This window comes from Streptomyces sp. NPDC057682 (genome assembly GCF_042799575.1).
Classification (GTDB): domain Bacteria; phylum Actinomycetota; class Actinomycetes; order Streptomycetales; family Streptomycetaceae; genus Streptomyces.
Genome location: NZ_JBHVIN010000015.1, coordinates 186,600 through 199,060, shown reverse-complemented (window position 1 = coordinate 199,060; position 12,461 = coordinate 186,600). Strand labels below are relative to the sequence as shown.

Annotated in this window: 15 protein-coding genes and 3 pseudogenes; 6 read left to right on the top strand and 12 right to left on the bottom strand. The window is 67.3% G+C overall.

The window, feature by feature from the left end; all coding sequences use genetic code 11:
- Positions 1-82: 82 nt before the first annotated feature.
- The 4 genes and pseudogenes from ACFVDM_RS26790 to ACFVDM_RS26775 form a co-directional block, all read right to left on the bottom strand.
- Entirely contained in the window at positions 83-598 is a 516-nt protein-coding gene (locus ACFVDM_RS26790; RefSeq protein WP_383645238.1) for a hypothetical protein, read from the bottom strand.
- Positions 595-735 (bottom strand): hypothetical protein, encoded by a 141-nt coding sequence (locus ACFVDM_RS26785; RefSeq protein ID WP_383645235.1) that lies wholly within the window; start codon positions 733-735, stop codon positions 595-597. The genes ACFVDM_RS26790 and ACFVDM_RS26785 overlap by 4 nt, the downstream gene beginning before the upstream one ends.
- Positions 736-808: 73 nt before the next feature.
- Positions 809-1,021 (bottom strand): annotated as a pseudogene (locus ACFVDM_RS26780) (transposase); the annotation flags it as partial.
- 144 nt (positions 1,022-1,165) lie between these two features.
- Positions 1,166-1,483: a DUF6221 family protein gene (locus ACFVDM_RS26775; RefSeq protein WP_383645232.1), complete on the bottom strand. Its 318-nt coding sequence runs from the start codon at positions 1,481-1,483 to the stop codon at positions 1,166-1,168.
- Between the two features lie 46 nt (positions 1,484-1,529).
- On the opposite strand from ACFVDM_RS26775, the pseudogene ACFVDM_RS26770 reads away from it, so the two are divergent.
- Positions 1,530-2,298, top strand: a pseudogene (locus tag ACFVDM_RS26770) (transposase).
- Here ACFVDM_RS26770 and ACFVDM_RS26765 read toward each other — a convergent pair.
- From ACFVDM_RS26765 to ACFVDM_RS26750, 4 genes and pseudogenes are all read right to left on the bottom strand, one after another.
- Positions 2,299-2,509: pseudogene (locus ACFVDM_RS26765) on the bottom strand (transcriptional regulator); the annotation flags it as partial.
- A 185-nt stretch (positions 2,510-2,694) separates the two neighbouring features.
- Positions 2,695-3,228 carry a hypothetical protein gene (locus ACFVDM_RS26760; RefSeq protein ID WP_383645229.1) on the bottom strand — a complete coding sequence of 178 codons (534 nt, stop codon included), beginning with the start codon at positions 3,226-3,228 and terminating at the stop codon, positions 2,695-2,697.
- Positions 3,229-3,441: 213 nt separating this feature from the next.
- Positions 3,442-3,945 (bottom strand): lamin tail domain-containing protein, encoded by a 504-nt coding sequence (locus ACFVDM_RS26755; protein ID WP_383645226.1) that lies wholly within the window; start codon positions 3,943-3,945, stop codon positions 3,442-3,444.
- 219 nt (positions 3,946-4,164) lie between these two features.
- Complete coding sequence (locus ACFVDM_RS26750; protein ID WP_383645223.1) at positions 4,165-4,692, bottom strand: hypothetical protein; 528 nt, start codon at positions 4,690-4,692, stop codon at positions 4,165-4,167.
- A 286-nt stretch (positions 4,693-4,978) separates the two neighbouring features.
- Here ACFVDM_RS26750 and ACFVDM_RS26745 point away from each other — a divergent pair, with 286 nt between their 5' ends.
- On the top strand, positions 4,979-5,647 hold the full coding sequence (locus ACFVDM_RS26745) for an HNH endonuclease family protein (protein WP_383645218.1): 669 nt from the start codon (positions 4,979-4,981) through the stop codon (positions 5,645-5,647).
- 16 nt (positions 5,648-5,663) lie between these two features.
- Here the strand turns inward: ACFVDM_RS26745 and ACFVDM_RS26740 are convergent, their stop codons facing one another.
- On the bottom strand, positions 5,664-6,584 hold the full coding sequence (locus tag ACFVDM_RS26740) for a Ku protein (RefSeq protein WP_383645213.1): 921 nt from the start codon (positions 6,582-6,584) through the stop codon (positions 5,664-5,666).
- Between the two features lie 203 nt (positions 6,585-6,787).
- Entirely contained in the window at positions 6,788-8,158 is a 1,371-nt protein-coding gene (locus ACFVDM_RS26735) for a hypothetical protein (RefSeq protein ID WP_383645209.1), read from the bottom strand.
- A gap of 21 nt (positions 8,159-8,179) precedes the next feature.
- Between ACFVDM_RS26735 and ACFVDM_RS26730 the strand changes: the two genes are divergently transcribed.
- From ACFVDM_RS26730 to ACFVDM_RS26715, 4 genes are all read left to right on the top strand, one after another.
- A complete protein-coding gene (locus tag ACFVDM_RS26730; RefSeq protein WP_383645205.1) occupies positions 8,180-8,515 on the top strand; it encodes a hypothetical protein in 336 nt (111 codons plus the stop codon).
- Positions 8,516-8,809: 294 nt separating this feature from the next.
- The gene (locus ACFVDM_RS26725; protein ID WP_383645201.1) at positions 8,810-9,175 is read left to right on the top strand and encodes a hypothetical protein; all 366 of its coding nucleotides are present in this window, start codon (positions 8,810-8,812) and stop codon (positions 9,173-9,175) included.
- Positions 9,176-9,533: 358 nt separating this feature from the next.
- Positions 9,534-9,932 carry a DUF6193 family natural product biosynthesis protein gene (locus ACFVDM_RS26720; protein WP_383645198.1) on the top strand — a complete coding sequence of 133 codons (399 nt, stop codon included), beginning with the start codon at positions 9,534-9,536 and terminating at the stop codon, positions 9,930-9,932.
- 730 nt (positions 9,933-10,662) lie between these two features.
- Positions 10,663-10,848, top strand: coding sequence for a hypothetical protein (locus tag ACFVDM_RS26715; RefSeq protein WP_383645194.1), 186 nt, complete (start codon positions 10,663-10,665; stop codon positions 10,846-10,848).
- A 950-nt stretch (positions 10,849-11,798) separates the two neighbouring features.
- Here ACFVDM_RS26715 and ACFVDM_RS26710 read toward each other — a convergent pair.
- Both ACFVDM_RS26710 and ACFVDM_RS26705 read right to left on the bottom strand, forming a co-directional pair.
- Positions 11,799-12,059 (bottom strand): hypothetical protein, encoded by a 261-nt coding sequence (locus ACFVDM_RS26710; RefSeq protein ID WP_383645189.1) that lies wholly within the window; start codon positions 12,057-12,059, stop codon positions 11,799-11,801.
- Positions 12,056-12,361 carry a DUF6247 family protein gene (locus tag ACFVDM_RS26705; RefSeq protein WP_383645185.1) on the bottom strand — a complete coding sequence of 102 codons (306 nt, stop codon included), beginning with the start codon at positions 12,359-12,361 and terminating at the stop codon, positions 12,056-12,058. Before ACFVDM_RS26705 ends, ACFVDM_RS26710 begins: the two co-directional genes overlap by 4 nt.
- Positions 12,362-12,461: the final 100 nt, after the last annotated feature.

The following is a 12,461-nucleotide window of genomic DNA, read 5'->3' as shown; positions in this document are numbered from 1 at the left end:
CACGAGGCGATACAGCCGATCACCCCGCCGTCTTGGGCCCGCCAAAGAAATCTTGGCGGGCCCCGTCAGGTGTTCCAGTGAATCAGCTGCTGCTCGAACTAGACGACGACAGCACAGTGCAGGCAGAGTCCCACCACGGCAACCCATGCCGTACCTGATCAAGATCGTGATCTGGGTACATCGGCGGAGTCTCAGGGAGGCCGTGAACTTCCAGAAGGTAGAAGTCCGCGCGATCTCCGCTGACCGAGAACTTGCCGTCCGGGAAGAACTCCAGATCCATCCGGAATCCTCCAGTGCCGAGCTCGCGAGGCCTGCTGGACACCGCAGAGAATGCCATCAGCTTCTGAGACTGCGGCACGCCGTCCCACTGAAATGAGCGCAGTCCGCGAACGACGAGTAGAGCGGAATTCCCTGTCGGGTAGCACGACGCAGTCCGCATGTCGAAGAGTAGCGCCGCACGGTTTGCGGTCGGACATACCCTGGAATCCAGGAGTTGCGCATCCTCCAGGGCATCATTCCTCTTGAACGGGTCCCAGTCGATGACCACCGAAGCCTGAGAATATTCTTGAGAAGTGAAAAGATTTTCTACGCGTGTCATGGGATCTCGATGTGCCAGTAGGGATCGGCCTTGGTGACGGTTTGACCAGTGAACAGATTGATGAACTGACCTCCCTTATTGATGTAGGTGATATATCCGTTGGGGTAGGGATGCGGCCCGGTGGTGGTGGGTTCCATGACGCGCACATACTGCACGCTCTTGTGGAAACCATTTGCCTGCGCCTCGGCTTCTTTTATTTCATAGACCCACGTCCGCTGACCAGCGACGATGGCGTTTGTAGACGGTCTCCCACGGCCCGAACCTCTCCGGCAGGTCCCTCCACTGCACGCCCGTCCGGACCCGGTAGAGAACCCCGTTGATCACCCGACGGTGGTCACTCCACCGGCCCCCGCGCGCCCCACCAGGAGGCAAGAACGACTCCAGCCGGTCCCACTCCGCATTCGTCAGATCACCACGACCCATAAAAGCAGCCTGACCCCAACACCCCACGCACGTCAGGAGATCCGAGAAACAGTGCCGAAGCCCTGTCCCGTAATGATCTTCCGGGGCGATGTGACGCCCAGTCTCGCGGCTTTACTGGGGCTTCTACTCATCTGCTGCGCCGCTTCAGGCCCTTGCCGGGAAGTCAGGATGGTCGGTGTAGGGCGAAGCAAGGTCACGCAGGTCGTGGTACGGCCAGGGGTCGCGGGCGTGACGGGCCAAGATGCGCCGCTTGGCCTCGATCTCGCGCAGGACGCGGGCCGGGTCGTGCAGAGCCACGTGCAAAGCAATCGTGGGGTGGAAGCCGGTGAGGTCAACCTGGCAGAAGTCGACCGTGTGACCGTGAGCGGACCACTCTCCGCATCCGTCACCGTCGCAGCGCCGAGCCAAGTCGGCCTCCTCGTCCAGCCGCGCCTCGATGAACCTCGCTAGTTCTTCAGTCATAGGGACATTTTCGGTTCTGTGCTGGGCGTCATGGAATGATCTTGTGGTGTCTGGTGTGATCGTGGCGTCGGAGCCGTCCTGGTTAGCCCCGTTCACCGGGCTGAGCCCTCGTTGGTTCGGGAAGTTGGTGACACTTCTGCGGCGTGAGGGTGCGGACGCGGTTCGCAGGGGCCGGCCGTGGAGCCTGCCGCTGGAGGACCGGGCCCTGCTGGTCGCGGCCTACTGGCGCACGAACCTGACCATGCGGCAGCTCGCACCGCCGTTCGGGGTATCCAAGTCGGCCGCGGACCGGATCATCGACCACCTCGCCCCGATGCTCGCCCTCCAGCCCCGCAAGCGGTTCGCGAAGGACACCGTGCTCATCGTGGACGGCACCCCTGGTGCCCACCCGCGATCACACCATCGCCGAGCAGTCCAAGAACTACCGGTACTCCACGAACCACCAGGTCGTCATCGATGCCGACACTCGGCTCGTCGTCGCGGTTGGCCGACCTTTGCCGGGAAATCGCAACGACTGTAGGGCGTGAGAGGAGTCCGGCGCGAAGGCCGCAGTCGGCGAGACCATGACGATTGCCGACGGCGGCTATCCGCGCACCGGGCTCGTGACGCCCCACCGCCGCCGCAAGGGCGAAGAGCTGCCCGACTGGAAGCAGGCGCACAACAAGTCCCACAAGCAGGTCCACGCCCGCGTCGAGCACGTCTTCGCCCGCATGAAGACCTGGAAGATTCTCCGCGACTGCCGCCTCAAAGGTGACGGTGTCCACCACGCCATGCTGGGAATCGCCCGGATGCACAACCTCAACCTCGCCGGATAGGAGGTAGACGCGGCAGTGGCGGGTCTGCTCGTGCAGGGTGTACCAGTCGTGCTGGACCTGGCGCATGCTGCCCTGGTGGAGGCGGCGCCACTCCATGTGCATCGAGTCGACCGCGCGGGCGGTGGCGATGAGGTCCTCGGCCTGGCCGTGCGCGCCGCACGCCGTGCACCAGGCCCCGGATGTCCGCGTCCGACGGAAGAACGGCGCCCATCTGGATGCGGTCGGTCTTCGCGGGGTCCCGGCCTCACCGGGCGGAAAGCTCGCGCCCGGTGAGGCCGGCGTCCTTGCGCAGGTGCTGAAGTCGGGTCTGGTACAGCCTGCCTGACCCAGGCCACACGGACGCGGGTCCCGGAACATTCCGGGAGCCTCGCTCATCATGGTGTCGATGCTAGGGAATCAACGGCTCAACGCGCTCCTGGCGAGGTCGCGGTATGCAAGTTGCCGTGGTCCCAGTGCGCTGTGAAGGCCGGGCATCCCTTCGGCGTTCAGCCGGTCGACGGATTCCCGCTGACACAGCTGCTCGAACTCCCGCAGTCCGGCGCACCCGTCGATGTCCACGGGTCCCGGCCACAGCGCGGCCGCCTCCAACGCCTTATCGAACACCGCGATATGTGGTTCCGTGCCCCGGTCGTCACCGTCTTCGATCGACGCCAGCACTTCTTTCATGAGCGTGAATCCACCCAGGGCGAATTGCCGCGTGCCCTTGGCACCGGAGAACTCGGCGTTCAGACGACGGCACGCCTTCTTGGCGATGTGGAGCACATCGCCGTTCAGGCGCCTGCCCTCGCACGACTTCAGTCCGGCACGCACACCGGCGTCCGCTTGGTAATAGAGGTCCTCGTGCCCAGCAGCTTCCGCGAGGATGTACAGCCCTCCGCCGAGCCTCAGAGCCGTCGCGCAACTCAGCGCCCGGGAAGACATGGCGTCCACCGCACCATCGCATGATGGATGAGGCATGCCAGCCCCTTTCGAAATGGCTCCGCGCGGCGGGGGTGCCGACTCTGGTGCACGCCTCATCGCAGCGTACTCGACGTATGTGGGCTGCGGCGCAGGTCGTGAGTAGGCCCGAGGCCCGGGCTGCTGTCTGCGTGGCTTGGCTGACGAGGGCCACGCCGCGCGAGTCCTCTGGCGGAGGCGGTTCGGTCAGCCGTGGTAGGTGATGTAGCCGTTGCCGTCGCGGTCGTTGGACTTCTTGGTGTACGAGTGGACGTCGGCGCGGGCGCCGGAGGGCTTGTAGAGATAGATGGTGTCCTTGTCGTTGTTCCAGATGAAGTTGCAGTTCTGGCGGTAGACGACGTTCTTGGCGTCGGAGTCGGTGCCCCGGTTCCCGCGGAGGGTGACGTAGTCGCCGGGCTCCAGCACGTGGGTGGTCTTGAAGGTGAACTTGTTGCCGGTGGCGTCCTTGACGACGTAGCCCTTGAGGTTGACCTTCGTGGTGCGGGAGTAGTTCTTGATCGTCAGGTACTCGCTCGCGGCGTTTCCGCCGGAGCACTTGTTGGAGTCGCGGCCCGGGGCGTCGTACTGGACGCCCTTGATCTTCAGGGCCGAGGAGTACTCGGCGGCCTGGGCCGGGGCGCCGGCCACCAGGCCGAGCGAGACGACCGAAGCGGCGGTTGCGGCGGCGGCCAGGGCATGACGGATACGCATGAGGATTCCCCCCTCTGTGGTGCGGATGCAGCACCCCGGAGCCTACCGAGAAATATGACCACCATGTGAAGAAAGCCCGGCGTATATGTGTGCGATGCTGCACCTGTCGCACGTCTCACCTGCGGTCGTCTCCCCCGTCGCCGAGAACACGACATATTCAGGGCGCGACCCGGCCGCCGCGTCCCGCCCGGCCGTCAGCCCGCAGATCCCAGAGCGCGTTCAGTGGATCAGGGTGTAGCGGCGCAGGCGGGAGCGGGCGTCGGCTTCGGGCAGTCCGAGGCCTGGCCCGATGAGCCTTCCGGTCTCACTGTCGTGCAGAGCGCGGGCTGCTGCCCCCGCGCCGGCTTCGTCGAGGACGTGCTTCAGCCGGGCCACCGCGCGCAGCGCTGCGAGCGGTTCGTCGGCGGCGAGTTGGATGAGGCGTTCGTCGAGCTGGTCGATGAGATCGGCGAGCTCCTCGGGGACAGGCACGGCGCGCGCTTCGGTGTCGGTGATGTGCCGTGCCCAGTCGGATTCGGGGCCTGTGGTGTCGTAGAGGTAGGGGGCGCGGCGGTTGACCTGGTCCCAGTCCAGGGGGTGGTGGGTTTCGCTCTGCCAGCCGCACGAGCAGACGCCGCGCAGGGCGGTGGCCTTCGGGGCGCGGGGGCGGGTGCCGTCGTAGACGTGCCAGTCGGTGGTCTTGTGTACGAAGCTGCCGCTGCCGGCGTCGATGTACAGCGGGGGCGGTTCGGTGCCGTCGGTGAGCACGGCGCCCGGCCGTCCCTCGTGCGCGGTTCCGAATTCCGCGGTCCGCCACTCCCACATCGCGCCCCACCCCTATTCCGTATCGATGAGCACTGCTGCCCTGACGATGCACCAGCCCCGTGTGCTGTGGAGGCGGAACACCCGAAGTGGTGACAGCCGGGACGGTTGGGCGGCCGGTCTGATTTTCCATGCCCTGGGGTGAACTTCCGGCGTATCGACGGAGAGCTGGGGCGCCGGGCCGGTACGAAGATCACGCATCGTGTTGCTGATCTTCGAAAAGGACCCTGCTGTGCGTGTCTTCGTGTCCCTGGCGGCTGCCGCTGCCGCTCTTGCCGCTCTCACCGCCCCCGCGCACGCGGCCGCGCCGCTGCCCGGGAAGGGCAGCCCCATGGTCCTGCCGCTGGCCGATGCCCTGGCCGCGCTGCCCGTCGCCGACGAGGACCGCAGCGGGTACGAGCGGACCAAGTTCAAGCACTGGATCGACGCGGACAAGGATGGCTGCAACACGAGGGCCGAGGTCCTGAAGGCCGAGGCGGTCGTCGCTCCGGAGCAGGGTGCGCGGTGCAAGCTGACGGGCGGGCGCTGGTACAGCCCGTACAGCAACAGCTACGTCGACGCCCCGGGCGGGCTGGACATCGACCACCTCGTTCCGCTCGCCGAGAGCTGGGACTCCGGGGCCTCCGGGTGGACGGCGGCCGAGCGGGAGGCTTACGCCAACGATCTTGCCGAGGACCGCTCCCTGATCGCGGTGACCGCCGCGACGAACCGGTCGAAGGCCGACCAAGACCCGGCCGAGTGGCTGCCGCCCTACCAGCCCTACCACTGCCAGTATGTCACCGACTGGATCGCCACCAAGCTCCGCTGGAAGCTCAGCATCGACACGAACGAACACAACACCCTCGTACAGGCCACCGCCGCCTGCCCGAACAAGCCCGTCACCTTCACCCTCGCCCGCTGACCGCTCCCCGCGCCGGTCAGGAAGCGGAGCGCTTCTTCGCTGCTGCCTTCGAGGCCGCGGTCTTCTTCGGCACGGGCTTCTTGACCGCGGTCTTCTTCGGAGCAGCCTTCTTGCGGGGGCGTATCTCGTGGACGGTGGCGTCTTCGTCCCGTTCGCCACGCTGCTCCTTCGCCGCCGCGACGGACGCGTTCAGGGCCGCCATCAGGTCCACGACCGCCCCGGACTCCGCCTCTGCGGTCTCGGCCGGCTCGGGGCGCTCCGTGCCCTCGGACTTCGCCTCGATCAGCTTTTCCAGCGCATCGCGGTAGCGGTCCCGGAACTGGGCGATGTCATCGGTGGTCATGGACTCGGCGAGCTGGAGGGCCTGCTCGATCTCCGCCTCCTCCAGCTGGACCGGCTTCGGGGTCAGGGACTCGGGGCTGCGGACCTCGTCGGGCCAGTGCATCGTGTGCAGGACGATCGCGTCCTGCCGCACCTGGAGCAGCCCGAGCCGCTCGCGCCCGTGCCACGCCCATTTTGCGACGGCGACCTTGTCGGATCGTTCCAGGGCCTGGCGCAGGAGGGTGTAGGGCTTGGCGGCGACCTGGCCGTCGGCTCCGAGGTAGTAGCTCTCGCCGATTCGTACGGGGTCGATGGTGCCGGCGTTGACGAACGCGACGATCTCGATGGACTTGGCTGTCGGCAGGGGCATCGACTCCAGCTCCTGGTCGGTGACCGGGACGAGGTTGTCCTTCGAGATCTCGTAGCCCTTGCCGATCTCGTCCTGCGACAGCTCCTGTTCGTCGATCTCGCAGACCTTCCGCGTCCGGACGCGGCCCATGTCCGCGAGGTGCACTCGCCGGAAATGGATCGAGTGGTCCTCGGTCGCACTGATGATCTTCGTGGGGATGGTGACCAGCCCGAAGCTGATAGCTCCCGTCCACAGCGGTCGCGGCATCCGTACACACCTCCAGCCCTCGGCCGGTCGGATCGGGGAGAGCGGCCCGTACGCTTGCGCTGCCCTTTGGCCGCACCGTGTGAGCGGGCCTGCTACTGCCCAATTCGATGGTCGCCCGACCCGCTGCTCTCCGCACCCCGGCCGAGCGGTCCTCAGAATGTACGGGGGCCCGACTCCGTCCGCACTGCGTCTGCCGCGCTCGCCTACGTCGTAGGGTGCCTGCCCACTCGCTTCCGGGCTGCCCTTGGGTCGTCGTACACGTGGCCGTTGTCGGGGGAGGCGGATTCGTGCTGCATTGCCCGGGCTCCTCGTTCCTCCTCCCGCTGGGTGGCTACATCGGGGATGGCGGTAATGGCTTCCGTGAAGCGGCCTTGGCGGATCAGCAACTCGGCCAGGTCGGTTGCGGCCCTTTCGCCGGGCAGTGAGTGCAGGAGGGTGATGGCCTCCTCGACGCGCGCGTCCTGGACGAGCAGCCACGCGATGGTCACTTCGCGATCCTCGACCTCATCGTTCGGTAGAGCCTCGATCTCCGCGATCGCTTCCCGGGCGCGTCCCGCCTCTCCCATCAGCCACCACCGGTTGGAGCGGAGCCAGTACGCCTCGTTCTCCGCGAGGAACTCGGGGCTGCGTCCCTGTGTGAGTCCGATCGCCTTGTCGTGTTGGCCCTGATCAGCAAGGAGGATCAGGGCCCCCTGGAGGAGGTTGCTGTCGTAGAGGTCGTCGAACGTGTGCTCTGCCGCCTTGATGGCGTCGTCGAACCTGCCCTGGCGGATGAGTAGTTCCATCAGCATGCTCTCGTACCAGCCTGGAAGCCCGGCCGCGATCAGGCCGCGCAGGTACGCCTCCGCCTCTTCGGTTCGCCCCAGGCTCTCCAGGGCCCTCACGTATGGATGTACAGCGGAGTGCCTGTGGGTGTCGGCAAGGTTGCCGAGCTCCTCGATCCGGCCGCATCGGGCCAGCAGCTCAGCGTAGAACGCGACGGTGTTCAGCACCCCGTACCGGCGGGCGGCCACGTCCGCGCCGAGCAGCTGGATTGCCTGGTCCGTCCGTCCTGCGCGCTCCAGGACCCGGGCCTGTGCGGGCAGGACGGCCCACAGGGCGCGGAGGTCGTCCTGCTCCGGGCCGCGCCGGAAGTCCGCGGCGATCGGAGCCAGCAGCTCCAACACCCGCTCGTCACATCCGAGGCCGGCGGTCATCTCCACCAAGGCATCCAGCGCCCGCGGGTCGCGTAGGTGTGGGCCGAGTACACCGATCGCATCGTCCACTTGCCCAGCACGCACGAGCATCTCGGCGTAGTCCCGCAAAGTGTCGAACGCATGCTCCTGCGGCCCCGCGGGGCGTGCCAGTTCCAGCGCCTGGTCGACGCGGCCCCACCGCCACAGGACGTCGGCGCCCGTCCGCACCGCCGGCTGCCATCCGGTAGCTGCGAAGGGCTCCACCACCGCCCAGGCCTGCCCGAACTCCCCTGCCGCGCACAGTCCCCGCACCGCACCCGCGACGCAGAACCAGTCCTCGCGCGCCCGTGTCGCCTCCACCAGGGCCTCCAGGCCGCCGCGTTCGAGGATCTCGTCCACGAGCCGCGGCGGGACACCGCCGTGGTTGCTCAACTGCCACCGAAGATCATCTACATTCACGAGGACACGCTAGGGCACGTCACTGACACCACCTGGTGCGGGAACCTCGCTCTGCTGTGGCCCACCGTCGAGTGCGGCTCGGCGAGAATCTGCTTACCGGGTGGCCTGTCGGCCGACTGGTTCGCCTCGGCGGGCTTCAAGGTAGGCGGTCCAGTCGGTGGCGGCGCGTCGGCGCCATTGCTGGGCAGTGATGACGTGGAGGCCAAGCATGGGGGCGAGGATCGCGGGCGGCAGGTCCTGGGCAAGTTGGACCAGTGCGATGGTGCGGGCCGGACGAACGGGGATGTGGTGATGTAGGTACTCAGAATCCGCGTCATGATCTCGCGAGCAATGACCTTTGAATGGCATTTATGACGTGGTGCTGAGTCCCGCGGCGCTTACGCGGCGAGTGTTCGGTTGAAGAGTTGGTGCACGGCGAGGGCGGCTGAGCTAGAGGCGGCTGCCCGCGGTCAAGCGGTGGGGGCGGCCGTCCGGCCGACTCGATCATCGCACTCGCGGTAGCCTCTCGCCACGAGTCACGGGGAGGGCGAGGGCGCGCTGGTTCTGGAGGCGCAGGAGATGCTCGCCGCACGCACCGGAGGTGGCAGATCAGTGCAGGTTGAGGACGTCATGAGCTTCCTCGTCGACCACAGAGCTCCGAATGTCACCCCTGGCTATGTCGCGGAGCAGCTGCTCTCCATGTCCTGGATCATCGATCCCAAGGACGGGGCGCAGATCTTCGAGACCGGGAAGGGGTGGCTGAAGTCGGACGACCCGTTCCGGGTCGAGGTCGCGATCGGACTGGAGAACCTGACCTACCTGGCGGACTCCTGGGAGGAACTGGTCGAGCTGGCCGAACCTCTCAAAGAGAAATTCCCCACGATGGTCGCCGACATCGACGCCTGGATGGCGAGGGCTGAAGCCTCGTACGAAAGGCGCCGGACGGGCTCCTTCTGGGACGACTACAAGCCCCACTGACATCTCCTCCACCGATCGGCACCGAAACGGAGGCCCCACCAGGCACCGAGGGTGGGGCCTCGACATTCCCGATCAGAAGGGCGACGGCTCGTGCCCTGCTTCTTGGAGCCGGTCGATCAAGCCGTCGTAGTCGAAGTCCACCGGTAACGGTGCTGCGTATGGCTCTCCGAACCACCGCCGCCCGTCGCTCCTGCCGTTGGTGCAGAGAAGGTCGACGTGGGCGGCGCCACCGCGGGTAGCCCATTCGGTCTGGCGGGCGCGGGGCATCCATATCGGTAGGTTCCGATATTCGATCGTGCGGAATAGGACTCGTGACTCACCACGCCCGCTCAACCCGGCTGCCGTGGAGAATCCGTACATGACAACGAACGACTCAGGTACAGACACGGTGGAAGCCGCATGGCAGGAGCTGCTCGACTCCAACCTGGTGAGCGCCGAGTTGGTCGCGGCGGCATACGACGAGCCACGGCTACGACAGCTATTCCCCTGGGTTGGCATGTGGGAGCTGCACTTCAGTCGCTGTACTGAGCAACGCTGGACGTGGGACGTGCCCTACATCGGCCCAGCGGCGGCCGGCCCCGACCACGCCGGGCCGTACTACGTCGAGGGCCCTTCCCGGACTCAGAAGATCGGTAGAGCTGATACAGCTCGGGAGGCGGTCGCAATGGTCGTTGAGCGGCTGCCGTCCAACTGTGGCCCCGCGTTCAACGGCACATCCGAGGAACTCGCCACACACGAGAGCAGGGAGACACTATGATCGGCCAGCCATCTCGGCTGCGTAGGCGGCTCTGACGGCTCCAACTGCCCATCGGTCGGCAGCTGCGGGGCTGATTCCCCACGAGCCGCAGGTTGCCCATGAAAGTCCGTGCCGCACTCAAATCTTGCGAAGCCGACCTGATGACCGGCCTCGTCGTCGTAGCGGGGGACGGGGCGAAGGCGTTCATGCCCGACGATGTGCCCCCGACGGCAGCGGTGATCTGTCGTCGTGGCACGGCGCGGGGCCGCGACCGGGTGACAGGTCCTGACCCGCCGCCCGGCCGAGACCAACGAATGCGGGCCTCGTCACGATCCTCCTCGACGACTGCTCCCGCCCCCACCTCGAACCCGTCGATACGGCCAACAGCGCAGACCCGGGCGACGCCGCGTCCGAGCCTTTCCTGCGCTCCCACGCCTTCGCACTCAACCCGCCCGCGTCTGGCTCGTCGGCCCCTCGCTGCGCCGACGCCACGAGGCGGCAACGCAAGGCGTGCCGCCCTGACCGACGGCGGGGGGAGGCGGCCGACCATGGGTGAGTCCCGGCACGCGGCACAGCGCGGTGGTGCACCAGGGCGGCGGGCTGCCGTAACGCCGCCGGCGACCGACAGCCCGTCCCGGGTGCGCTCCAGAGGCCTGAGACCGGCAGAGGACTCCGGCCGAGCCGATGAGCCCACCGGCGCAGGTACTCCCCCGAGTCGCCGGGCGGGCTCCGACGACGTACACCGGAAGGTATGGCAGACGAAAAGGGCTACTGGCATCCCGGGGAGATCGTGCCCGAGAGCGGCATCTACGAATGCGACTGCGGGGCCGGTCATCACTGGAGCACGGACGTCAAGGGCCACCGCTTCCCACCTCTCCCGGCCGGTTGCCCGGGTGGCGCCTGGACACTGAGCACGGATGCCCACCCGGACACCTGACGCGGCACTCGGCCTGGTCCAGGTACCGACTGCACCCGGTATGCATAGCCATGGCACGTCTCTGGCATATGCCAGAGACATATATCAGCATCTCGCATATTTATTACCGGAATGCCGATTACCCCTAGCATCAGAATGCGGGAGAGGCCGCCCCCAAGGGAACGGCCTCTCCACTGGTGCGAGCGCCGGGCTAGCCGAGGAGCCGAGTCAGGTAATCGAGTCCTACCTCGATCAGACTCAGGTAGAAGCTCCATGCGGCGTAGTCCGGCGCATCGTCCCCCCGCAGGTACTGCATGTACTGCCTCCTTTTCAGGAACCGAAGGTGAGGCTGTTCCTCCCTCCGGCCAGCTGGACCGGAGGGACACGGCGAGGGGACTGCGTGATCAGCACTCTATGGACCTCCCCCTGAACTGCACGGCGTATGACCGCTGTTGACCGCATCTGGACGAGTCGATCAGGGCCCCAGTTCTACGGAGAGGGACCACGCGCGGCCGGACCCTGAGGCAGCGGCCCCGGCGAGGCTCGCACCAGGCCTGCGACGCTGGAAGGCCAGCAGACCTACGCGTACGCCCCCGGTGTCGCCGGCCAGAAGTGTGCGCCGGCTCGACGTCCGCAGGGGCGGTGCGGTGCGGGCGCCGAGGTTCTGGAGGCAGGCCGAGCCGGGCCGTCCGGACTCCGGCCCGGCTCCCCCGGATACGGTCGCGGGCGGAGCCGGGAGCCACTGGTCCCGGCCCCGCCCGGCAGGACTGGCCGGTCAGACGTTCTCCTCCGACAGGGTGAGCAGGCGAAGAACGGCCCGGCGTCCTCCTTGCTCAGGTGGCCGCGCAATACCCGGTCCGATGGTCCGCCCGATCACCTCGGCTCCGTTACCTGTTCGTAGCCGGCGCCTGTGTTCTTGTTGCTTGGCGGCGGTCGGAAAGGCCCGTCAGGACCTTGCACGTCTGGCGGTTTCAGCCGAGCCAGAGGATGCTCAGGACCGTGAGGCTGTGCAGGGGCCGGTTGATCCAGTAGGTGATGGAGAGCTGGCCGAGGGCTGCGTAGCGGATGTCTTCGCCCTCGTCGTCGTCCCTGTCGAACTGCTCGAAGCCCCACGGGTCGGCGGCGGCCGCGGCAAGGAGGTCCCACACGGTGTCTTCGGCGTGTTCGGGCAGGGCTTCGAGGGCCTTGGCGGCGGAAGCTGAGACGCGGACCGCGTACGGCGCCGGGCTCATCGGCGCCGCCGGCGGAGCTCCGCCAGGTCGACGGCGTCGCTGTCGTCGTAACCGGAGGCGAGGAACGCGTCGACCGCCTGGGCGTGGGCAAGGCGGCCCTGCCAGTTCTGGACGACCTCGTACAGGCCGGCAAGCGAGAACGTCCTGCGGGACTTCTCCAGCGCGGCCGCCCATTCCCGCTCGAAAGCCGGCACCCAGGTGTCGGCGCGCCTGCAGGCGCGGAGTTGGGCGAGGAGTTCGGCCGGTGCCCCGGGAGCGGGGGCGAGCGGCGGGACGGGGGCGTGATCAGGCTGCGCGCTCATCTGGTCCTCCGGCTGGTCGTCACCTCACCGTACGCGCACCGGGCGGCTGAGGATGCGGCCATGAGGAGATCTGTTCCTCCGGGTGCGCAGGGCGCAGGCG

Coding starts and splice junctions, on each gene's coding strand:
- ACFVDM_RS26705 (WP_383645185.1), bottom strand. CDS start 12,361: ATGAGCGCGCAGCCTGATCACGCCCCCGTCCCGCCGCTCGCCCCCGCT.
- ACFVDM_RS26740 (WP_383645213.1), bottom strand. CDS start 6,584: ATGCCGCGACCGCTGTGGACGGGAGCTATCAGCTTCGGGCTGGTCACC.
- ACFVDM_RS26790 (WP_383645238.1), bottom strand. CDS start 598: ATGACACGCGTAGAAAATCTTTTCACTTCTCAAGAATATTCTCAGGCT.
- ACFVDM_RS26720 (WP_383645198.1), top strand. CDS start 9,534: ATGACAACGAACGACTCAGGTACAGACACGGTGGAAGCCGCATGGCAG.
- ACFVDM_RS26775 (WP_383645232.1), bottom strand. CDS start 1,483: ATGACTGAAGAACTAGCGAGGTTCATCGAGGCGCGGCTGGACGAGGAG.
- ACFVDM_RS26755 (WP_383645226.1), bottom strand. CDS start 3,945: ATGCGTATCCGTCATGCCCTGGCCGCCGCCGCAACCGCCGCTTCGGTC.
- ACFVDM_RS26710 (WP_383645189.1), bottom strand. CDS start 12,059: ATGAGCCCGGCGCCGTACGCGGTCCGCGTCTCAGCTTCCGCCGCCAAG.
- ACFVDM_RS26785 (WP_383645235.1), bottom strand. CDS start 735: ATGGAACCCACCACCACCGGGCCGCATCCCTACCCCAACGGATATATC.
- ACFVDM_RS26715 (WP_383645194.1), top strand. CDS start 10,663: ATGGCAGACGAAAAGGGCTACTGGCATCCCGGGGAGATCGTGCCCGAG.